General features: G+C 61.6%; 18 protein-coding genes. 16 read left to right on the top strand and 2 right to left on the bottom strand.

Features of this window, described 5'->3' with window-relative positions; genetic code table 11:
- The first annotated feature begins 276 nt into the window (after nucleotides 1–276).
- The 15 genes from HGP12_RS10145 (at nucleotide 277) to HGP12_RS10075 (ending at nucleotide 18,385) form a co-directional block, all read left to right on the top strand.
- On the top strand, nucleotides 277–801 hold the full coding sequence (locus tag HGP12_RS10145) for a protease inhibitor Inh/omp19 family protein (RefSeq protein WP_168840082.1): 525 nt from the start codon (nucleotides 277–279) through the stop codon (nucleotides 799–801).
- 60 nt (nucleotides 802–861) lie between these two features.
- Nucleotides 862–2,025, top strand: a complete 1,164-nt coding sequence (gene zapE / locus HGP12_RS10140) for a cell division protein ZapE (RefSeq protein WP_168839928.1) — start codon at nucleotides 862–864, stop codon at nucleotides 2,023–2,025.
- A 180-nt stretch (nucleotides 2,026–2,205) separates the two neighbouring features.
- Complete coding sequence (gene mdh, locus HGP12_RS10135) at nucleotides 2,206–3,168, top strand: malate dehydrogenase (protein ID WP_168839929.1); 963 nt, start codon at nucleotides 2,206–2,208, stop codon at nucleotides 3,166–3,168.
- A gap of 27 nt (nucleotides 3,169–3,195) precedes the next feature.
- Entirely contained in the window at nucleotides 3,196–4,389 is a 1,194-nt protein-coding gene (sucC, locus tag HGP12_RS10130; protein ID WP_168839930.1) for an ADP-forming succinate--CoA ligase subunit beta, read from the top strand.
- A 5-nt stretch (nucleotides 4,390–4,394) separates the two neighbouring features.
- Entirely contained in the window at nucleotides 4,395–4,886 is a 492-nt protein-coding gene (locus HGP12_RS10125; protein WP_168878729.1) for a DUF1579 family protein, read from the top strand.
- Between the two features lie 12 nt (nucleotides 4,887–4,898).
- Entirely contained in the window at nucleotides 4,899–5,801 is a 903-nt protein-coding gene (gene sucD / locus HGP12_RS10120; RefSeq protein ID WP_120665619.1) for a succinate--CoA ligase subunit alpha, read from the top strand.
- Nucleotides 5,802–5,975: 174 nt separating this feature from the next.
- Nucleotides 5,976–8,960: a 2-oxoglutarate dehydrogenase E1 component gene (locus HGP12_RS10115; RefSeq protein WP_168839932.1), complete on the top strand. Its 2,985-nt coding sequence runs from the start codon at nucleotides 5,976–5,978 to the stop codon at nucleotides 8,958–8,960.
- A gap of 245 nt (nucleotides 8,961–9,205) precedes the next feature.
- Nucleotides 9,206–10,450, top strand: a complete 1,245-nt coding sequence (gene odhB / locus HGP12_RS10110) for a 2-oxoglutarate dehydrogenase complex dihydrolipoyllysine-residue succinyltransferase (RefSeq protein ID WP_168878728.1) — start codon at nucleotides 9,206–9,208, stop codon at nucleotides 10,448–10,450.
- A gap of 15 nt (nucleotides 10,451–10,465) precedes the next feature.
- Complete coding sequence (locus HGP12_RS10105; protein WP_168839934.1) at nucleotides 10,466–11,215, top strand: DUF4241 domain-containing protein; 750 nt, start codon at nucleotides 10,466–10,468, stop codon at nucleotides 11,213–11,215.
- A 20-nt stretch (nucleotides 11,216–11,235) separates the two neighbouring features.
- A complete protein-coding gene (locus HGP12_RS10100) occupies nucleotides 11,236–11,739 on the top strand; it encodes a hypothetical protein (protein ID WP_168840083.1) in 504 nt (167 codons plus the stop codon).
- Nucleotides 11,736–12,491, top strand: a complete 756-nt coding sequence (locus HGP12_RS10095) for an SDR family oxidoreductase (RefSeq protein ID WP_168878727.1) — start codon at nucleotides 11,736–11,738, stop codon at nucleotides 12,489–12,491. The genes HGP12_RS10100 and HGP12_RS10095 overlap by 4 nt, the downstream gene beginning before the upstream one ends.
- 18 nt (nucleotides 12,492–12,509) lie before the next feature.
- Nucleotides 12,510–13,148 carry a LysE family translocator gene (locus HGP12_RS10090; protein WP_168839936.1) on the top strand — a complete coding sequence of 213 codons (639 nt, stop codon included), beginning with the start codon at nucleotides 12,510–12,512 and terminating at the stop codon, nucleotides 13,146–13,148.
- A gap of 28 nt (nucleotides 13,149–13,176) precedes the next feature.
- On the top strand, nucleotides 13,177–14,583 hold the full coding sequence (gene lpdA / locus HGP12_RS10085; RefSeq protein WP_168878726.1) for a dihydrolipoyl dehydrogenase: 1,407 nt from the start codon (nucleotides 13,177–13,179) through the stop codon (nucleotides 14,581–14,583).
- Nucleotides 14,584–14,695: 112 nt separating this feature from the next.
- Nucleotides 14,696–17,557: a M16 family metallopeptidase gene (locus HGP12_RS10080; RefSeq protein ID WP_205926407.1), complete on the top strand. Its 2,862-nt coding sequence runs from the start codon at nucleotides 14,696–14,698 to the stop codon at nucleotides 17,555–17,557.
- 315 nt (nucleotides 17,558–17,872) lie between these two features.
- Nucleotides 17,873–18,385, top strand: a complete 513-nt coding sequence (locus HGP12_RS10075; RefSeq protein ID WP_168839938.1) for a DUF2867 domain-containing protein — start codon at nucleotides 17,873–17,875, stop codon at nucleotides 18,383–18,385.
- On the opposite strand, the gene HGP12_RS10070 is transcribed toward HGP12_RS10075, so the two are convergent.
- Nucleotides 18,363–19,454, bottom strand: coding sequence for a TraB/GumN family protein (locus HGP12_RS10070; RefSeq protein WP_168878725.1), 1,092 nt, complete (start codon nucleotides 19,452–19,454; stop codon nucleotides 18,363–18,365). The genes HGP12_RS10075 and HGP12_RS10070 overlap by 23 nt on opposite strands.
- Nucleotides 19,455–19,584: 130 nt before the next feature.
- Nucleotides 19,585–20,520, bottom strand: a complete 936-nt coding sequence (locus tag HGP12_RS10065; protein ID WP_168840085.1) for a tyrosine recombinase XerC — start codon at nucleotides 20,518–20,520, stop codon at nucleotides 19,585–19,587.
- A gap of 244 nt (nucleotides 20,521–20,764) precedes the next feature.
- Between HGP12_RS10065 and HGP12_RS10060 the strand changes: the two genes are divergently transcribed.
- Nucleotides 20,765–21,709, top strand: a complete 945-nt coding sequence (locus tag HGP12_RS10060) for a GNAT family N-acetyltransferase (RefSeq protein ID WP_168839940.1) — start codon at nucleotides 20,765–20,767, stop codon at nucleotides 21,707–21,709.
- Nucleotides 21,710–21,718 lie beyond the last annotated feature (9 nt).

The following is a 21,718-nucleotide window of genomic DNA, read 5'->3' as shown; positions in this document are numbered from 1 at the left end:
GCAGATTTGCCGAAGCGCCCGAGTGGCTCTCCAGGCGAGACCAAATATCATATGTCTCGGATGGGATCGGTTACGATGGCGAAATTCGCCACTTGCATCCATTTTGGGCGAGGCTGGCGGAATAGCCTTGAAACCACCCAATTCTTGTCCAGCTATCGCCCACGGCAATTTGTAGCGGTATCGACTTGATTAACCAAAGTGAAATACGATAATTCGGACATCATTAAACATGACTTCGCAGATGTCAGCGGTGGACTATCAACTAGGAGTGTGATGATGCGGTTTAGATATGCAGTGACGGCTGCGGCGATTGGCCTGTCGCTTGCCGGTTGCCAGCGCACGGCATACAACAATGACAGTTATTCTGCCCCGCCACTGCAGGCCCAGCCTGTTCCTTCCGTACAATCCAGCCAGCTTCCGCCCGCAGGCGCCGGCAACGGCTCGCAATTCCCGGCTGCGCCAGCGAGCGCGCCGAATGCGGCCAATGCGCAGCAACAGCAGGCAATGGCGGCCTCCGCCATGGATGTCACGAAAGAAGCGATGGTCGGCAGTTGGAAGGTCAGCAATGGCGGATCGAACTGCGACATGTTCCTGACGCTGACGAACCTCGGCAGCGGCTCGCGCGGCGGTACACGCGGTTGCGCGGGCGAATTGACCGCGATGGGATCTTGGGAAGTCTCGGGCAAGCAGGTTCTCCTGAAAAATCGTGACGGCTCGACGATCGGTACGGTCTACAAGACCGCCGATTCGCGTTTTGACGGCTCGACCGCCTCCGGCCAGCCGCTCAGCCTCAGCCGATAAGCTTATTTGAAGGGGTGGCATCCTTTGGATGCGCCCCTTTGCACAGGTGGATATTTCCCCATGCAGCCCATGCCAGATTACTCGCTCAGCGTCTGCGAACAGCTAAAGGCGCTGACGGCGTCCGGATCCCTCCAGGTGGATTCGGCGCAGTTGGATGTGGCGAAAATGCTGGACCGCGTGCTTGCCGATCTCAAGCGGAAGCGGCCTGCCGCCAAATCCAGCGCGCTTGGCTGGATGTTTGCCGCGCGCAAAAAATCCGCCAAGACGATCAGGGGTCTCTATATTCACGGCAGCGTCGGACGCGGCAAGACCATGTTGATGGACATGTTCTTCGCCATGGCGCCCTGCCAGAAGAAGCGCCGAGCCCACTTTTTTGAGTTCATGGCCGATGTACACAATCGCATCGCGGCGCAGCGGCTGAAATTCAAGAACGGCGAGACGAAGCAGACCGATCCCATACCGCCTGTTGCCGCCGATCTCTATGCCGAAGCCGAGCTGCTTTGTTTCGACGAATTCACCGTGACCGACATTGCCGATGCGATGATCCTGTCGCGGCTGTTTTCCGAGCTGTTCTCGCTCGGCTGCGTGCTGATCGCCACATCGAATGTCGAGCCGGACAATCTCTATCGTGACGGGCTCAACCGCGGCCTGTTCCTGCCGTTCATCGACCTGTTGAAGAAGCATGTCGGCGTGGTGACGCTGGATTCGCCGACCGATTATCGCATGGAAAAGCTGAACAGCCAGCCCGTCTATCTCACCCCGCTCGACCAGCGTGCCGAGATGGCGATGGACGCCTCCTGGATGCAGGCATTGCACGGGCGCAAGGCGCTGCCGATGGAAATCCCGATGAAGGGACGATCCATTCATGTGCCGCTGGCGGTCGAGCGCATGGCGCGCTTTTCCTTCGCCGATCTCTGCGACGCGCCGCTCGGGCCTGCCGATTTCCTCGCCATCGCCGAACGTTTCGATACGATCTTCCTCGATCGCGTACCGAGGCTCGGGCCGGACAAGCGCAACCAGACCAAGCGATTCATCATCCTCATCGACACGCTCTACGATCACAACATCCGTCTTTATGTGTCCGCCGCTGCCATGCCGGAGGATCTTCTGGAGGAGCGGCGAGGGACGGAAGGCTTCGAATTCGACCGCACGGCGTCGCGGCTTTTCGAGATGCGCAGTGCGGAATATCTGGCGCAGACTCCGGCCAGGCGTGCCGCCGAGTAACAATTCGGTGACAGAATTTCTTACGTTTACGTAAGAAATTTTCGATCTAACCGATTGAAATTGCTGATCGCAAAATAATCAATTGCCAATTTCGACCTTTGGGTCTATGCGATTGACGGCTATTGTGGATGCCTTTCACGGTGTCCCGCCACGGATTTTGATCGCAAAGGATACACCGAAATGGCGCGCAACAAGATCGCACTTATTGGTTCTGGCATGATTGGTGGCACGCTGGCGCATCTCGCCGGCCTGAAGGAACTGGGCGACATCGTCCTGTTCGACATCGCGGACGGCATCCCTCAGGGCAAGGGTCTCGACATCGCCCAGTCTTCGCCGGTCGAAGGCTTCGACGCCAACCTCACGGGCGCCAGCGACTATTCCGCGATCGAAGGCGCCGACGTCTGCATCGTCACCGCCGGCGTTGCCCGCAAGCCGGGTATGAGCCGCGACGATCTTCTCGGCATCAACCTCAAGGTCATGGAACAGGTCGGCGCCGGCATCAAGAAGTATGCCCCGAATGCTTTCGTGATCTGCATCACCAACCCGCTCGACGCCATGGTCTGGGCGCTGCAGAAGTTTTCCGGCCTGCCGGCCAACAAGGTCGTCGGCATGGCCGGCGTGCTCGATAGCTCGCGCTTCCGCCTGTTCCTCGCCAAGGAATTCAACGTCTCGGTCGAAGACGTCACCGCTTTCGTTCTCGGCGGCCACGGCGACTCGATGGTGCCGCTCGCCCGTTACTCCACGGTTGCCGGCATCCCGCTGACCGACCTCGTCACCATGGGCTGGCTCACCGCCGAGCGCCTCGAGGAAATCATCCAGCGCACCCGTGACGGCGGCGCCGAGATCGTCGGTCTGCTCAAGACCGGCTCGGCCTATTACGCTCCGGCCGCTTCCGCCATCGCCATGGCCGAATCCTACCTCAAGGACAAGAAGCGCGTTCTGCCTTGCGCCGCTCACCTCGACGGCCAGTATGGCGTCAAGGACATGTATGTCGGCGTTCCCACCGTCATCGGTGCCGGCGGCATCGAGCGCGTCATCGAGATCGACCTGAACAGGGCCGAAAAGGAAGCCTTCGACAAGTCGGTTGCCGCTGTTGCCGGCCTCTGCGAAGCCTGCATCACCATCGCGCCGTCGCTGAAGTAATTTCCGCGTTATAACAGGGATAAACCCATGAACATTCATGAATACCAGGCCAAGGCTCTGCTGAAGACCTATGGCGCACCCGTCGCGGACGGCGTTGCCATCTTCTCCGCCGACGAAGCCGCCGCCGCTGCCAAGCAGCTTCCCGGCCCGCTCTACGTCGTCAAGAGCCAGATCCATGCTGGCGGCCGCGGCAAGGGCAAGTTCAAGGAACTCGGCCCGGACGCCAAGGGCGGCGTTCGTCTCGCCAAGTCCGTTGACGACGTCGTCGCCAACGCCAAGGAAATGCTCGGCCACACGCTGGTAACCAAGCAGACCGGCCCGGCCGGCAAGCAGGTCAATCGCCTCTACATCGAAGACGGCGCCGACATCGACCGTGAACTCTACCTCTCGATCCTGGTCGACCGCTCCGTCGGTCAGGTCGCCTTCGTCGTTTCGACCGAAGGCGGCATGGACATCGAGACCGTCGCGCACGACACGCCGGAAAAGATCATCACCGTCGCCATCGATCCGTCGACGGGCGTCACCGCCGCCAACACGGCTGCACTTTCCGACGCGCTGAAGCTCGAAGGGGCTGCCCGCGAAGACGCTGCCAAGCTCTTCCCGATCCTCTACAAGGCCTTTGTCGAGAAGGACATGGCGCTCCTCGAAGTCAACCCGCTGATCGTCATGACCAACGGCCGCCTGCGCGTTCTCGACGCCAAGGTTTCCTTCGACGGCAATGCTCTCTTCCGTCATGAAGACGTCCGCGCGCTGCGCGACACGTCGGAAGAAGACGAGAAGGAAATCCAGGCGCACGAACACGACCTCGCCTATGTCGCCCTCGACGGCAACATCGGCTGCATGGTCAACGGCGCCGGTCTCGCCATGGCAACCATGGACATCATCAAGCTCTACGGCGCCGAGCCGGCGAACTTCCTCGATGTCGGCGGTGGCGCCACCAAGGAAAAGGTCACGGCCGCCTTCAAGATCATCACGGCCGATCCGGCTGTCCAGGGCATTCTGGTCAACATCTTCGGCGGCATCATGAAGTGCGACGTCATTGCCGAAGGCGTGCTCGCAGCCGTCAAGGAAGTCGGTCTGAAGGTTCCGCTCGTCGTTCGCCTCGAAGGCACCAATGTCGAGCTCGGCAAGAAGATCATCAACGAATCCGGTCTCAACGTCATCTCCGCAGATGACCTGGACGATGCCGCCCAGAAGATCGTGAAGGCAGTCAAGGGCTGATCGGGATGGCTGCTTCCTTCGCTCCAACGGCTGCTCATCTTCGCCTCGGTGCCTTTGCCGGCGCCTGGGAGGGGGAAGAGCATGTCGCGGCTTCGGCCTGGACGAAGGAAGGAACGGCAACCGTGCAGCTCACGGCAGAGCGTCTGTTTGGCGGATTTTTCGTCGAACAGCGCTATGTGCAGATGCGGGACGGCAGCACGTCGTTCGAAGCCCGGAACATTCTCGGCTTCGACGCTGCGGATCAGGCCTACAAGCTCTATCAGTTCGATACGGTGGGCTTTGCGCCCACCGCGCCGGCCTCCGGCGAATGGATCGACGACAAGCTTGTCCTGACCAAAGTCTCGCCGCGTGGTCAACAACGCATTCTCTTCCAGTTCGAAAATGAAGACTGCTACCGCATGGGCGTCACGTTCTCGCCCGCCGGCAGCGATACTTGGCAGGAGGTCGTCAGCGGTGTCTATCGTCGCGTTGCCTCCGCGTCTTCCAACCTCTCGTAACAAAGGCCTCGCATGTCTATTCTCATCAACAAAGACACCAAGGTTCTGGTTCAGGGCCTGACCGGCAAGACCGGTACCTTCCACACTGAACAGGCGCTTGCCTATCACGGCACGAAGATGGTCGGCGGTATCCACCCCTCCAAGGGCGGTGAAACCTGGACCGGCAAGGACGGCGAAAAGCTGCCGATCTTCAAGTCGGTCGCCGAAGGCAAGGACGCAACCGGCGCCAACGCTTCGGTCATCTACGTGCCGCCGGCGGGTGCCGCGGCCGCGATCCTCGAAGCGATCGAAGCTGAGATCCCGCTGATCGTCTGCATCACGGAAGGCATTCCGGTCGCCGACATGGTGAAGGTCAAGGATCGCCTCCTGAAGTCGAAGTCGCGTCTGATCGGGCCGAACTGCCCGGGCGTTCTGACCCCGAACGAATGCAAGATCGGCATCATGCCGGGCTCCATCTTCAAGAAGGGTTCTGTCGGCGTTCTCTCGCGCTCCGGCACGCTGACCTATGAGGCCGTGTTCCAGACCACCAACGAAGGCCTCGGCCAGACGACGGCCGTCGGCATCGGTGGCGACCCGGTCAAGGGCACCGAGTTCATCGACATCCTGGAAATGTTCCTCGCGGACGACGAAACCAAGTCGATCATCATGATCGGCGAAATCGGCGGTTCTGCTGAAGAAGAAGCCGCGCAGTTCCTCAAGGACGAAGCCAAGAAGGGCCGCAAGAAGCCGATGGTCGGCTTCATCGCCGGCCGCACGGCACCTCCCGGCCGCACCATGGGCCATGCAGGCGCCGTGATTTCGGGCGGCAAGGGCGGCGCGGAAGACAAGATTGCAGCGATGGAAGCGGCAGGCATCCGCGTGTCGCCATCGCCAGCGCGTCTCGGCAAGACCCTGGTGGAAGTCCTCAAGGGCTGAGCCTACCTATAGCAAGCCCGGACGGGCGGCAGCCGCCTTGTCCCGTCCGGTTTCGAAATCCGCAAGTGCATACCTGCGGCCTTGGCGGCCGCGAACGAAATACGGTCGCCGGGGACCCGAAAACCGGCAATGTAAACAAGTTGGGAGACGGGCGAGAGCGCCCGCAGATTCACCATGGCAAGGCAAGAAGCCAACGAGCAGTTTCAGATCACCTCGTTCCTGGATGGCGCCAACGCTGCCTATATCGAGCAGCTCTACGCGCGCTATGAGGACGATCCTTCATCGGTTTCCGACGAATGGCGGTCTTTCTTCAAGGCGCTCGAGGATAGCCCCGACGATGTGAAGAGGGCAGCCAAGGGCGCCTCCTGGCAGCGCAAGAACTGGCCGATTCCGGCAAAGGGCGATCTCGTGTCGGCGCTCGACGGCGACTGGGGCGTTGTCGAAAAGGTCATCGAGACCAAGCTGAAGGCGAAGGCCGAAGCCGCCGGCGCGCCGGTGGGCGCGACCGACGTCCTGCAGGCGACGCGCGATTCCGTCCGCGCCATCATGATGATCCGCGCCTATCGCATGCGCGGCCACCTGCACGCCAAGCTCGACCCGCTCGGCATCGCCGCTGCTGTTGAAGACTACAAGGAGCTGTCGCCGGAAGCCTATGGCTTCACCGATGCGGACCTCGACCGGAAGATCTTCATCGACAACGTGCTCGGCCTAGAATTCGCGACCATTCGCGAGATGATCGAGATCCTCGAGCGCACCTACTGCTCGACCCTCGGCGTCGAATTCATGCATATCTCCAATCCGGAGGAAAAGGCCTGGATTCAGGAGCGTATCGAAGGGCCGGACAAGGGCATCGCTTTCAATCCCGAGCGCAAGAAGGCCATTCTGCAGAAGGTCATCGAAGCCGAAGGCTACGAGCAGTTTCTCGACGTCAAGTTCAAGGGGACCAAGCGCTTCGGCCTCGACGGCGGCGAATCGCTGATCCCGGCGCTTGAGCAGATCCTTAAAAGCGGCAGCCAGCTCGGCCTGAAGGAAGCCGTCTTCGGCATGGCCCATCGCGGCCGTCTGAACGTGCTTTCCCAGGTCATGGGCAAGCCACATCGCGCCATCTTCCATGAGTTCAAGGGCGGCTCCTATGCGCCCGACGAAGTCGAAGGTTCGGGCGACGTGAAATACCATCTCGGCGCGTCCTCGGACCGCGATTTCGATGGTTCCAAGGTACACGTCTCGCTGACGGCAAACCCCTCGCATCTGGAAATCGTCAATCCGGTCGTCATGGGCAAGGCCCGCGCCAAACAGGACATGGGCGCCACCCATTGGGATGGCGATATCATCCCGCTCTCCGAACGCGCCAAGGTCGTGCCGCTCTTGATCCATGGTGACGCGGCTTTCGCCGGCCAGGGTGTGGTTGCCGAAATTCTCGGCCTCTCCGGTCTGCGCGGCCATCGCGTTGCCGGCACGATGCACGTCATCATCAACAACCAGATCGGCTTCACCACCAATCCGGCCTTCTCGCGCTCGTCGCCCTATCCGTCCGACGTCGCCAAGATGATCGAAGCGCCGATCTTCCACGTCAACGGCGATGATCCGGAAGCGGTCGTCTATGCCGCGAAGATCGCGACCGAATTCCGCATGAAGTTCCACAAGCCCGTTGTGGTCGATCTGTTCTGCTACCGCCGTTACGGCCACAATGAAGGCGACGAGCCGTCCTTCACGCAGCCGAACATGTACAAGGTCATCCGCGCCCACAAGACGGTGCTGCAGCTCTATTCGCAGCGGCTCGTCAACGAAGGCGTGCTGACCGAAGGCGAAGTCGAGAAGATGAAGGCCGATTGGCGCGCCCATCTCGAGCAGGAGTTCGAGGCCGGCCAGTCCTACAAGCCGAACAAGGCCGACTGGCTGGATGGCGAGTGGTCCGGCCTGCATGCGGCAGACAATGCCGACGAACAGCGCCGCGGCAAGACCGCCGTGCCGATGAAGTCGTTGAAGGAAATCGGCCGCAAGCTGTCGGAAATCCCCGCCGGCTTCCACGCACACCGCACCATCCAGCGCTTCATGGAAAACCGCGCCAACATGGTGCAGACGGGCGAAGGCATCGACTGGGCGATGGCGGAAGCCCTGGCCTTCGGTTCGCTCGTCGTCGAAGGCCACAAGATCCGCCTGTCCGGCCAGGATTGCGAACGCGGCACCTTCTCGCAGCGTCATTCGGTCCTCTACGATCAGGAAACCGAAGAGCGTTACATTCCGCTCGCAAACCTCTCGCCGACCCAGGCCCGCTACGAAGTCATCAACTCGATGCTTTCGGAAGAAGCGGTTCTCGGTTTCGAATATGGTTATTCGCTCGCCCGTCCGAACGCGCTGACGCTCTGGGAAGCCCAGTTCGGCGACTTCGCCAACGGCGCGCAGGTCATTTTCGACCAGTTCGTCTCGTCGGGCGAACGCAAGTGGCTGCGCATGTCCGGCCTCGTCTGCCTGTTGCCGCATGGCTATGAAGGCCAGGGTCCGGAACACTCTTCCGCCCGCCTGGAACGCTTTCTGCAGCTCTGCGCCGAGGACAACATGCAGGTCGCCAACGTCACGACGCCGGCGAACTACTTCCACATCCTGCGGCGTCAGTTGAAGCGCGACTTCCGCAAGCCGCTGATCCTGATGACGCCGAAGTCGCTGCTGCGCCACAAGCGCGCCGTGTCGACGCTTGCGGAGATGGCGGGCGAAAGCTCCTTCCACCGCCTGCTGTGGGACGATGCGGAAGTGATCAAGGATGGCCCGATTAAGCTGCAGAAGGACAACAAGATCCGTCGCGTCGTCATCTGCTCGGGCAAGGTCTACTACGATCTCCTGGAAGAGCGCGAGAAGCGCGGCATCGACGATATCTACCTGCTGCGCATCGAACAGCTCTATCCGTTCCCGGCCAAGGCGCTCATCAACGAGCTTAGCCGCTTCCGCAACGCGGAAATGGTCTGGTGCCAGGAAGAGCCGAAGAACATGGGCGCATGGTCCTTCATCGATCCGTATCTGGAATGGGTGCTTGCCCATATCGATGCCAAGTACCAGCGCGTTCGCTACACCGGCCGTCCGGCCGCCGCCTCTCCGGCGACGGGCCTGATGTCCAAGCATCTGTCGCAGCTTGCGGCGTTCCTCGAGGACGCGCTCGGCGGTTGAGGGGTTGCGCGATGACGCGTTTTCGTTTGAAAATCGCGCCGTCGCGCCCCAGCCTTCCGCATGATGCGACGGGGGAGAAGATGGCCGCCATGCAGCAACATGCCGCCTATCGCCACGATCAAGCAAAAGCCCGGTCGACCGCTGTCGTTGTCCGGGCGCTTGGGCCGCGGCGTATCACCCGTCCCCCGGCCTTCTGTCGCCGGAATTCCATCTAACTCATAATGACGAAAATCAGGATTTGAACAATGGCCACTGAAATCCGCGTTCCTACCCTCGGCGAATCCGTCAGCGAAGCGACCGTCGGTACCTGGTTCAAGAAGGTCGGCGATGCCATTAAGGCTGATGAGCCGCTTCTCGAACTTGAAACCGACAAGGTGACGATCGAAGTTCCGGCTCCCTCGGCTGGCACCTTGTCCGAAATCGTCGCGCAGGCCGGCGAGACCGTGGGCCTCGGCGCACTGCTCGGCCAGATCTCCGCCGGCAACGGCGTTGCCGCCGCTCCGGCACAGGCTGCCGCACCCGCGGCTCCGGCTGCTCCGGCACCGGCCGCTGCTGCACCGGTTGCAGCGCCCGTCGTGTCCGCTCCGGCTTCTTCCATGCCGCCGGCACCGGCCGCGGCCAAGCTGCTTGCCGAAAACAATCTCTCCGCCGATCAGGTCGAAGGCAGCGGCAAGCGCGGCCAGGTCCTGAAAGGCGATGCCATCGCCGCTGTCGCCAAGGCTGCTTCGGCGCCCGCCGCCGCACCGGCCGCACCCGTTGCCGCCCGCGCGCCGACCGCAGTCGAAGATGTCAGCCGCGAAGAGCGCGTGAAGATGACGCGCCTGCGCCAGACGATTGCTCGCCGCCTCAAGGATGCGCAGAACACTGCCGCCATGCTCACCACCTACAACGAGGTGGACATGAAGGCGGTCATGGACCTGCGCAACAAGTACAAGGACATCTTCGAGAAGAAGCATGGTGTGAAGCTCGGTTTCATGGGCTTCTTCACCAAGGCCGTCACCCACGCGCTGAAGGAATTGCCGGCTGTCAACGCCGAGATCGATGGCACCGACATCATCTACAAGAACTACTGCCACATCGGCATGGCCGTCGGCACCGACAAGGGCCTCGTCGTTCCGGTTATCCGCGATGCCGACCAGATGTCGATCGCCGAAGTCGAGAAGGAGCTTGGCCGTCTGGCGAAGGCTGCTCGTGACGGCACACTGTCGATGGCCGACATGCAGGGCGGCACGTTCACCATCACCAATGGTGGCGTTTACGGTTCGCTGATGTCTTCGCCGATCCTGAATGCGCCGCAGTCCGGCATTCTCGGCATGCACAAGATCCAAGAGCGTCCAGTCGCCATCGGCGGTCAGGTCGTCATCCGCCCGATGATGTATCTGGCGCTCTCCTACGACCACCGTATGGTGGACGGCAAGGAAGCGGTTACCTTCCTCGTGCGCGTCAAGGAAAGCCTGGAAGATCCGGAACGTCTCGTTCTCGATCTCTAAGGGGAGCGTTGGATCATGTCGACATGGCCCATGCGGACGCTGCGCGGATTGATGTGCGCCGTTTCCGCATGGGTGCCATCGTCCGCCGCGGCGATCGAGCTCGACATTTCCAAGCTCAGCAGCAATCTCGATCTGGCGTCGCTCGGCGACGCCGATCTTGCCGCCCGTTCGATCAACGTCCTGCGTATCGGCAAGGTGGAATTGACCTCCGGCCGCATCGTTGCCAGCGATCCGCTTGTCGGGCCTGATCGCCCAGCGCTTGTCCGGACGGTTCCCCCCGGCGATTATCCTGTCACGCTTTATCAAGCCTTCGGCCGCATCGCCGCAGCCAGTATGCGCTTTGCCGACGGCAAGCCGGTGCGATGGGAACTGGCCGTGATCCCCGGCCAGGATATCAATTCGCTGAAGGACGACGAATTCTTCGGCTATCCGGTCGATGTCGGTCTCGGCTGCTACATGGATGCCGATACCTATGCGCTGATCCAGGAGCGCGAAAAGCAGGTCCAGATGGAGAAGGCGTCGTCCGACATCAATTACTATGACGACGTTCTGGCGCCGGAGCTGAGCGCCAACAGCGACAACTACGTCATGCATCGGCCGATATCGGGCAAGCGCGGCAATGTCGCCATCTTCTGGAGCGGCTGGGGCGACGGCTTTTATCCGGTCTTCTGGGGGCTCGATGCCGGCGGGCGGGCGCTCGTGCTCTTCACCGATTTCGGCGTGACCGAGAATGCCGATGGTCGGCATGAGCCGGGAGGGGAATGACCATGCCGGCTCGAAACATGATGGCACAACTGGCTTCGATGCCGCTGGTAACGCTGGCCTGCGCGGCTGCTGCCGCCGCTGCCCATGCGGAAGAATGCGTGCAGGAAAAGGCCGTCTATGTCGATATGGACAATGCTTACGAGTTGCGGTTCGAGCCGATGGGGTCGGAATCAGCTGTCAGCAACAGGTTCAAGCTTGCCGTGCGCAATACCGCTATCGTCGCGGAGGGCGTCGTCATGCGCAGTGACGACCAGCTGCGCGCCGACGGCTGGATCATGTTCGAATGCCCCGAGGGCGACGTCACCGGAGCGGATCTCAGGGCCTGCACCGTCTGGCAGGGTATGGTCTACGCCTCCGATCTGAAGGGCCATATCCGCGCATTGCCGGCGGAAGGCGAGAGTGCGGCGGACCGGCTATTCCTGCCGGCGCTTGGTCCCTCGATCCAGAAATCGTCGCTGTGGGGCAAAGGGAAAGCGACCGTCGCACCCTGGGACGTCCTCAGCCTGAAAGGATGCTATCAATGACCGAGAGTGCACCCGTTCTTCTCGTGACCGGCGGCAGCCGCGGCATCGGTGCTGAGGTCTGCCTGGCCGCCGCCCAGCATGGCTGGGCCGTAGCGGTCAATTATGCGTCCAACAAGGATGCGGCCGAGGCTGTGGTGGGGACGATCGTTGACGCCGGCGGCGAGGCGATCGCGATCGCCGGCGATGTCGGCAAGCCCGAGGATATCAAAGCCATCTTCGCCAAGGTCGACGCGCATTTCGGCCGCGTCGACGGGCTCGTCAACAATGCCGGCATTGTCGATGCCATCCAGCGCCTGGACGAGATGACGCCGGAGCGGCTCGACCGCATGTTCCGCATCAACATCACCGGCTCGATGCTCGCGGCGGCGGAAGCCGTGCGCCGCATGTCGACCCGGCATGGCGGCAAGGGCGGGGTGATCGTCAATGTCTCCTCCATGGCGGCAACGCTTGGCGGCGGCGGACAATATGTCGATTATGCGGCCTCCAAGGGAGCGATCGATACGTTCACTGTGGGGCTTGCGCGCGAAGTGGCGGCGGAAGGCATCCGCGTCAATGCCGTACGGCCCGGCATCATCGATACGGATATCCATGCGGCCGCCGGCCTGCCGGATCGGGCGCGCGATATCGCGCCGCAATTGCCGATGAAACGCGCTGGAACGGCCGACGAGGTCGCCGACGCCATTCTCTATCTCCTGAGCCCGCACGCATCCTATATAACGGGTGCCGTGCTCGACGTGAGTGGCGGCCGCTGATCGGAAAGGGTCGATAAGATGCAGTATATTCTCGAATTCCTTGGCCTGATGGCGGTGTTTTCGATCTTCATCGTCGTGCCGGGCGCCGACTTCGCCGTCATTCTGCGCCAAAGCATCGTGCATGGCCGCCGCGCCGCCATGATGACGGGGCTCGGCATGGGCTTCTCACTGCTCTTCCACATCAGTTACACCATTCTCGGCCTCGGCCTGATCGTGTCGCAATCGCTTGTTCTGTTCAGCTTGATCAAATGGGCCGGCGTCCTCTATCTCGTCTATCTCGGCATCAAGTCTTTCCGTCAGGCGGGTTTCCAGGTGAAGAATGTCGAGATTACCGAGGAAGACCGCAAGCCGGTTTCCGTCTGGCGTTGCCTCGCGACCGGGTTCATCACCAATGCGCTGAACCCGAAGCCGGTGCTGTTCTTCCTGTCGCTGTTTTCGACGCTCGTCCATCACGACACACCGGCGCTCATCCAGTTCAGCTATGGCATCGGCATGGCGGTAGCGCTCGTCGCCTGGTTTGCCGGTGTTTCCACCTTCTTCACCGTCAAGCCGGTCCGCGATCGCTTCATCGCGTCGGGCAAATGGTTCAACCGCATCACCGGAGCGGCGCTCGTCGGCTTCGGCATCCGCCTCGCCTTGGCGCGGGCGGCCGACTAACAGAGATAGAAAACAAGGAAATTAAGACATGTCCTACGATGTGATCATTATCGGAACCGGCCCGGGCGGCTATGTCTGCGCAGTCAAGGCAGCGCAGCTCGGCCTGAAGGTCGCGGTCGTCGAAAAGCGGGCGACCTATGGCGGCACCTGCCTCAATGTCGGCTGTATCCCGTCCAAGGCGCTGCTGCACGCTTCCGAAGTGTTCCATCATGCCGGCCATGGCATGGATGCGCTCGGCGTCGAAGTTGCCGCGCCGAAGCTCAATCTTGAAAAGATGCTGGCGCACAAGGATGCGACCGTGAAGTCGAATGTCGACGGCGTCGCGTTCCTCTTCAAGAAGAACAAGATTGATGCCTTCCAGGGCACGGGCAAGATCGTCTCCGCCGGCAAGGTTGCCGTCACGGGCGACGACGGCAAGGTGACCGAGATCGAAGGCAAGAACATCGTCATCGCCACCGGCTCCGACGTTGCCGGCATTCCGGGCGTGTCCCTCGAAATCGACGAGAAGATCATCATCTCGTCGACCGGCGGCATCGCGCTCGACAAGGTGCCGGGCAAGATGATCGTCGTCGGCGGCGGTGTCATCGGCCTCGAGCTCGGCTCGGTCTGGTCGCGCCTCGGCGCCAAGGTCACCGTCGTCGAATATCTCGACACCATCCTCGGCGGCATGGACGGCGAAGTCTCCAAGCAGTTTCAGCGCATGCTCGCCAAGCAGGACATCGAATTCCATCTCGGCGCCAAGGTCGTCGGCGTCGAAAAAACAGGCAATGGCGCGAAGGTCACCTTCGAGCCGGTCAAGGGTGGCGACAAGGTCGTGCTCGATACCGATGTCGTTCTCGTCGCCACCGGCCGTAAGCCCTACACGGCAGGCCTTGGCCTCGAAGAAGCCGGCGTTGCGCTCGACGCCAGAGGCCGCGTCGAGATCGACGGCCACTTCAAGACCAATGTCGCCGGCATCTATGCCATCGGCGACGTCGTGAAGGGTCCGATGCTGGCGCACAAGGCGGAAGACGAGGGCGTGGCGCTTGCCGAAATCCTCGCCGGCCAGGCCGGTCATGTGAACTACGACGTCATTCCGAGCGTCGTCTACACGCAGCCGGAAGTCGCCTCCGTCGGCAAGACCGAGGAAGAGCTGAAGGCCGCGGGCATCGCCTACAAGGTCGGCAAGTTCCCGTTCTCCGCCAATGGCCGCGCCCGCGCCATGCTGGCGACGGACGGTTTCGTCAAGATCCTGGCCGACAAGGAAACGGATCGCGTTCTCGGCGGCCACATCGTCGGCTTCGGCGCCGGCGAAATGATCCACGAGATTGCCGTGCTGATGGAATTCGGCGGTTCGTCGGAAGATCTCGGCCGTACCTGCCACGCACATCCCACAATGTCGGAAGCCGTGAAGGAAGCCGCGCTCGCGACCTTCTTCAAGCCGATCCACATGTGAGATCGGACGGTCCCGGCGAGACGGACGCCGGGATTGCAATGCTTGCCTGATGATGCGATGTACGGGCTCCCGTGCATCGCATCATCCAATCGTTCTCACCAACAAAGCAAGCATGTCACGTCAAATCCCATCCGCTCATCTGCCTCTGAAACTTTTCGTTGCGACGGCGCTCGCATTCCTCGCTACCGTTGTGGTGCCTGCCTATGCCGAAGTGCCAGCCGCGGGCTGGCCGCAGGCGGCAAGCGATCTGCCTGCAGAGCAGGGGATCCGCTTCGGCACGCTGCCGAACGGCATGCGTTTTGCCGTCATGCACAATGCGACGCCGGCCGGTCAGGTGGCGATCCGCTTTCGCATCGGCGCCGGCTCGCTGCAGGAGCGTGACGACCAGCAGGGCCTGGCGCATTTCCTCGAGCATATGGCCTTCAAGGGTTCGACCCATGTGCCGGAAGGCGAGATGGTGCGCACCCTTCAGCGCCTCGGCCTCGCCTTCGGCGCGGATACCAATGCCTCCACCAGCTATGGCGAAACCGTCTATGCGCTCGATCTGCCGGAAGCCAATCCGGAGACGGTTTCGACCGGACTGATGCTGATGCGTGAGACGGCGAGCGAGCTGAAGCTCGATGCCGGCGCCTTCGACCGCGAGCGCGGCGTCATCCTTTCGGAAGAGAAGCTGCGCGACACGCCGCAATATCGTGGCGGGACCGGTTTCCTCAGCCAGCTTCTGCCCGGCCAGCTCGTGCCGCAGCGTTCGCCGATCGGCAAGACCGATATCATCGGCAATGCACCGATCGATCTCGTGAGGGACTTTTACCGCAGCTATTATCGCCCGGATCGTGCCACGCTGATCGTGGTCGGCGATATCGATGCCGCCGCGATCGAAGCCGATATCCGCACCCGTTTCGGCGATTGGGCCGCCGCCAGCCCTGCGCCGGTCGATCCTGACCTCGGCACGCCGGAAAAGCATGGAGAACGCGTCGGTACGGTCGTCGTGCCTGGCGGTGCTACCCGCGTTCAGCTTGCCTGGACGCGCCCCTATGATGCTTCGCCTGATATGGTCGCCAAGCGTCGCACGCAGCTGATCGAGGATATCGGTCTTGCCGTTCTCAACCGGCGCCTGTCCGTTCTGGCACAGCAACCCAATCCGCCCTTCGTCAATGCGCGGGCCGGCGCGCAGGACCTGTTCAAGTCGGCCCGCGTCGCGGTCGTTGCCGCCGATAGCGATTCGGCCACGTGGCAGGCCGCGCTTGCCGCCATCGATCAAGAGCAGCGGCGCGTCGCGCAGTTCGGCGTCGATCAAAGCGAGATCGACCGTGAAATCGCCGAATATCGTTCCACCATGCAGGCGGCTGCGGGTGGGGCGGCAACGCGCACCAGCCCGGATATCGCCGGATCGCTTGCCTGGAGTGTTGGAGAGAATCTGGTTTTCACGTCACCTGCCGACGATCTTTCGCTGTTCGATGCCGCGATGAAGGGGCTGAGCGCGGACGAAGTCGATCAAACTCTTCAGCGCGTTTTCGCCGGCAACGGCCCGCAGCTCGTGCTGCAAATCCCGCAAATGCCCGAGGGCGGCAATGCGGCCGTCAAGATGGCCTATGCCGAGTCACGTGCCGTTGCGGTCACCGCGCCGGTGAAAGCGACCGCGGTCGCGTGGCCCTACACCAGTTTCGGGCAGGCGGGGACCATTGTCGAACGGCGGTCGGTCGACGATCTCGGCATTACCATGGTTCGCTTTGCCAATGGCGTTCGCCTGACCGTGAAGCCGACCAAGTATCGCCTCGACGAAGTGCTGGTGCGGGCCAATATCGGCCATGGCCGCCTGGATCTGCCGCAGGACCGTTCGCTGCCGATCTGGGCGGCACCGGCGCTGCCGATGTCCGGTCTGAAGGCCATCAGCTATGACGACATACAGAAGGCTTTTGCTGAAAAGGTCGTCGGCAATGACTTTTCCATTCAGGATGCCGCCTTCAAATTCGAGGGCGCCACGCGGCCGCGCGATCTGGCGGCACAATTGCAGCTTCTGACAGCCTATGCCTCGGATCAGGCCTACCGTCCGGACGTCTTCAAACGGGTGCAGCAGGCCTATCTGAACAGTCTTGCCCAGCTTCAGGCGACGCCCGGCAGCGTGGTCGGTCGCGATCTGCCCGGTCTCCTGCACTCCGGCGATCCGCGCTGGGTATTCCCGAACCGGTCGCAACTGCTCGACGCCAGGCCGGAGGATTTCGAGACGCTTCTGCAGCCGCTCCTTTCCAGGGGGCGGATCGAGGTCATCATCGCTGGCGACGTCGAGGTCGATGATGCCATCCGCATGACGGCCGAGACCTTCGGCGCACTGCCGCCGCGCAGCGACGCGCAGGGTCAGGTCGACAACGCCGCTGCGCATTTCCCCGCACCGACCCCCGAGCCGGTCGTCCGGCTTCATGACGGGCGAAGCGACAATGCCGGCGCGGCCGTCGCCATGCCGATCGGCGATTTTCTCTCCGATTTGCCGAGAGCCGCCGCCGCCAATGTGACCGGCGCGATCCTGCAGAACCGCCTGATCGACCAGTTCCGCCTCGCCGAGGGAGCAACCTACAGCCCCCAGAGCGAAGTCGATCTGTCGAGATCGATCCCAGGCTACGGCTTTGCCTATGCCTATGTCGAGACGACGCCGGCCAAGTTGGATCACTTCTTCGATCTGGTCGACAAGATCACCGGCGATCTGCGCAGTGGAGATGTGTCGCCGGATGAGCTGACGCGCGCGAAGGCTCCGATCATCGAAGAGGTCAAGCGTTCGCAACAGGCCAACAGCTATTGGCTTCAAAGCCTGCAGAACGCCCAGACGGACCCGCGCCGCCTCGAACGGATTCGCAGCGGCATCAGCGGCTATCAGGCCGTAACCGCACAGGATGTCCACGCCATCGCGACGACATATATGAAGCCGGGAACCTCCTGGCGGATGAAGATATTGCCGGCCGGCGGATCGGCGGTGCGTTAGAGCGTGATGCCGAAAAGTGTGAGGGGTTTTCGGACGACATCACGCTCTACTTCTTTGATTCTAGAGCGGATTCAGATTTTAGATCGAACAGACCTAAAATCATCCGGCTCTAAAGCGGTTCAGCTTATCACTGCATTCCTGCACCGCTTTATCTCTTTGTTATCTCGCAATTCCGGACGGAAAACCGCTGCGCACTTTTCCTGGAATTGTGCGAAACAGCCACCCATCGGCTAAATTGCCGCAGCCGACGTTTGTCGATCGGGTAGCATCGCAATGTGTGGTAGCCTGCAGACGTCGAATAAAGGCGGAGAAACCATGTCTGCAAGGCCTTTGATGGTGAAGCCCCTTATGCCGCATCCGGCGTTGCCGGATGCCGATTGGGCTGACTGCTACGAACTGAATATCCCGAACTCGGATCTGACGGCCATTGCCGCCGCCCGAACGATGCTCGGCCGCTTTCCGTTTTGGGTACGGCTGCTGATACGAGTGCGCGATGCGGTAACAGGCTTGTTTGGGTTGAGATCCAGCAGCGACCTTCGGGCGGACGAGCTGGAAAAAATCGGCTTCTTTCCCGTCGTCAGCAAGTCCGACCATCAGGTTGTGCTCGGGTTCGATGATCGGCATCTCGATTTTCGGGTCGTCATCGACGTGCGGAACGACGATCAGGGGCGTCGACTGGTCGATGCCACGACGCTCGTTAGGCGGAAAATATTGCTTGGCCGGATCTATCTCGCAATCATCACGCCATTCCATCGGTTGATCGTCGCGACGACGCTTTCCAATTTGAGCAAGCGGATGCGAGCGGTCAGTCCGCGGCCGTTACCGTAAAGCCCTGCTTGCGCAGCAGCGTCACAAGGCCCTGGTCGCCGACGAGGTGCAGGGCGCCGACGGCCATGAAGGCATTGCCCTTGTCGAGAACCGGCGTGGCGCGTTCGGCCATGACCTTGTTGCGATCGAGGATGATGCGCTGTTCGAAAGCGGCGGTGTCGTCGTCCGTGATCTTCTGGTCCGGCTCGATCACCTTCAGCATCGGGATCATCGCGCCGATATCGCCGGCGAGATAGAGGCCGGTCATGGTCTCGTTGACGTCGTTGATCTTGTTGCCGAGTTCGAGTGTCTGCATCAGCGATTTCAGGTGCAGCGCGATCGGCAGATCGCTCATGGCCTTGGCCTGTTCGGCGAGCGTCTCAAGGCCGACGACCTTCTTGCCCTTGGCGGCGGCATCGCCTGCCAGCTTCTGATCGAGAAACTTTGCGCCGGCCGCCTTGCGGCGAACCTCGCAGCCGGTCATTTCGAAAGAGCTTGATATCAGCCAGGGCTGCATGCGCGAGACGGCAGCGAGCGTCAAGCCGCGCTCCTTCAGACCGGCTTCCAGCCGGGTATTGTCTTCAGGCGACAGATGCTCGCTGATGGTCGATCCATCGGTGAGCATCGTCAGGGAAGGATTGGAAAAAAGGGCAAGGGCCGCCTTCTTGTCATCCAGAATCTCGTCGGATTCGACGATGATCGTATCGGCTCCGGCAGCGGCGTCGGCGGCGCCCTTCGGCATGGTCAGCACGCGCGAATCGGAGACATGCATGGTGCCAAGAAGCCATGATGGCTTCAGGCCGGGCTTCTCGAGCTTCCAGAAAATGCCCTTGCCGTTTTCCACCTTGTCGCCGGCGGCGATGATGGAGGCATATTTGGCCGGATCGGTCTTTTGAAGTTCGGTCATGAGATCCTTGCCGCCGCAACTGTCGGATGCCGTCTCGTCGGCATGCGCCGGCTGCAGCGTCAGCATTGTCGCGATCAGCAGGATGGCGAGCATCAGCGGAAAGGCCGTGGCAAGCCAGAGCAGGATATCGCCGGGCACCTGCTTCATCGACCGCATCGTCTTGGATCCGAGGGTAGAAATCATCAAAATCTTCCGTTCGCAGAGGGCGCGAATCCTGATGCGCAAAAATGGCTTTCAGGAGACATGCCGATAGATGCTTGTGCTCTACCCGTTCGAGGCGGATATTCCCTTAACGCAAGGGGTTAATCTTTCCTTATGCGCGCGGATGGGCGCGGTCATAGACCTCGAGCAGGCGTGAGGAATCGACGCCGGTATAGACCTGAGTCGTCGAAAGGCTGGCATGGCCGAGCAGTTCCTGGATAGTGCGCAGGTCGCCGCCACCGGCGAGCAGATGGGTGGCGAAGGAATGGCGAAGCGCATGGGGCGTGGCCGTATCCGGCAGGCCGAAGGCGCTGCGCAGCTTCTGCATGCCGTGCTGGATGATGCCCGGCTGCAGCTTGCCGCCGCGCGCGCCACGAAAGAGCGGTCCGTCCGCATCGAGATGGTAAGGGCAAATCGCCCGATAGTGGTCGACCGCTTCAACGACAATCGACAGCAGCGGCACCAGCCTGGTCTTGTTGCCCTTGCCGGTAATGCGCAGTGACGTCGCGCCTTTCGGAAAGTCCTGCGGCTTCAGATCCAGTGCTTCGGAAATGCGCAGGCCGCAGCCATAGAGCAGTGTCAGAACGGCCGCGTCGCGTGCCGCGATCCATGGTTCCTCGTGCAGTTGCGCTTCGTCGCTGACGACGGTGATCGCCTGCTTGTCGGAAAGCGGCTTGGGAAGCGATTTCGGCTGTTTCGGCGAGCGCACCGCGGCAGCACCTGCCGCGTTCACCAAACCCTTTTTTTCGAGATAGCGCAGCAGCGAACGAAGGCCGGCAAGATTGCGCCCAAGCGAGCGCGCGCCGGCACCATCCTTTCGGCGCGCGGCGAGGAAGGCGCGGAAGTCGGCGGGACGCAGCGCATGGATATCGGCGATCGTCGCAGGACCGCCAAGATGGCCGGTGAGGAAAGTCAGGAATTGCCGCGTATCGCGCTCATAGGCATTCAATGTGTGGGCGGCCAGCCGCCGTTCCCGGCCGAGCGCGTCGAGCCAGCGGCTGCGCTCCGCCATCAACCCTGAGTCGGCGATGATCAACAATTCGTTCAGTGGAAAACCCCTTGAAATTCGGATTCCTTCTGCCACTTTGAATGAAGGAAGGTTATGGAATCACTAACTTTCCTGTTGCTCGGCTTGCATCTCCATGTGTTGCGGGAGCAGCGGCACTTCAAAAAACGGCGTATAGGTCCGCTCCCCAGGCTTCCGACGGTTCAGCGGCCATATGCGAGGCGCTTGTCATGCTTCGATCATATTCGATTGCGATAGAAAATATCCCAACCATTCAGGACACTTCATGGCACGTCGCGGGTCGATAACTGCACTGGGACAGCTTGCAGAGGCGATCGCTTTGGTGTCCCAGGGACAGCCGGGACATATTGTCGATACCTTGATCGCCGAGCGCGGCCAGAAGATCGTCCGCAATCCGCTCTGGCCGCTCATGCGCCCCTTTCTCTACACGCTGCTGCGCTATAACAAGGCGATCGAATTCGCCGATGATGTCGCCAAGCTTTCCGGCTTCCAGTGCTTCGAATATATGAGCGATTTGCTGAGGCTCGATATCGGTGTCACCCATGCCGATCGCATACCCGCCTCCGGCGGCTTCATCCTCGTCAGCAACCATCCGACAGGCATTGCCGACGGCGTCGCCGTCTTCGATCTTCTGAAATCGCGCCGGCCCGATATGATGATCTTTGCCAATAGGGATGCGGTGCGCGTCAATCCGCGCTTTGCCGAGATGATCATCCCGGTGGAGTGGCGCGATGAATATAAGAGCAAGCCGAAGACGCGCGAGACGCTGCAGCTCACCAACCGCGCCGTGGCGGAGGGCAAGGTGACCGTGCTCTTCCCATCCGGCCGCATCGCTTATTGGGCGAACGGCACGCTGAACGAGCGCCCGTGGAAGACGTCGGCCGTGGGTCTCGCGCGCAAATACAATCTGCCGATCCTGCCGGTTCACCTGACGGCGCGCAATTCCGGCCTGTTCTACTGGTTCGCCAAATGGTCGACCGAGCTGCGTGATATGACCGTTTTCCACGAGCTGCTCAACAAGCGCGGCGACCGCTTCGATTTCCTCGTCGGCAATCTTATCCCGGTCGAACATCTGGATGGCGATGTCAACGAGGTGACGAAGGCGCTGGAGAAGCATACGGTCGTCGACCTTGCGGCCGACGGCAATGCGACCTTCTCGCCGCTCGTTCCCTTCGAGCAGGATGAGCCCCTGGTTTCGCATTCTCTTTGACAGGGGAAT

It is taken from the genome of Rhizobium sp. P28RR-XV, assembly GCF_012641385.1.
Classification (GTDB): Bacteria; Pseudomonadota; Alphaproteobacteria; order Rhizobiales; family Rhizobiaceae; genus Rhizobium.
This window is presented reverse-complemented; position numbering and strand designations above follow the sequence as displayed.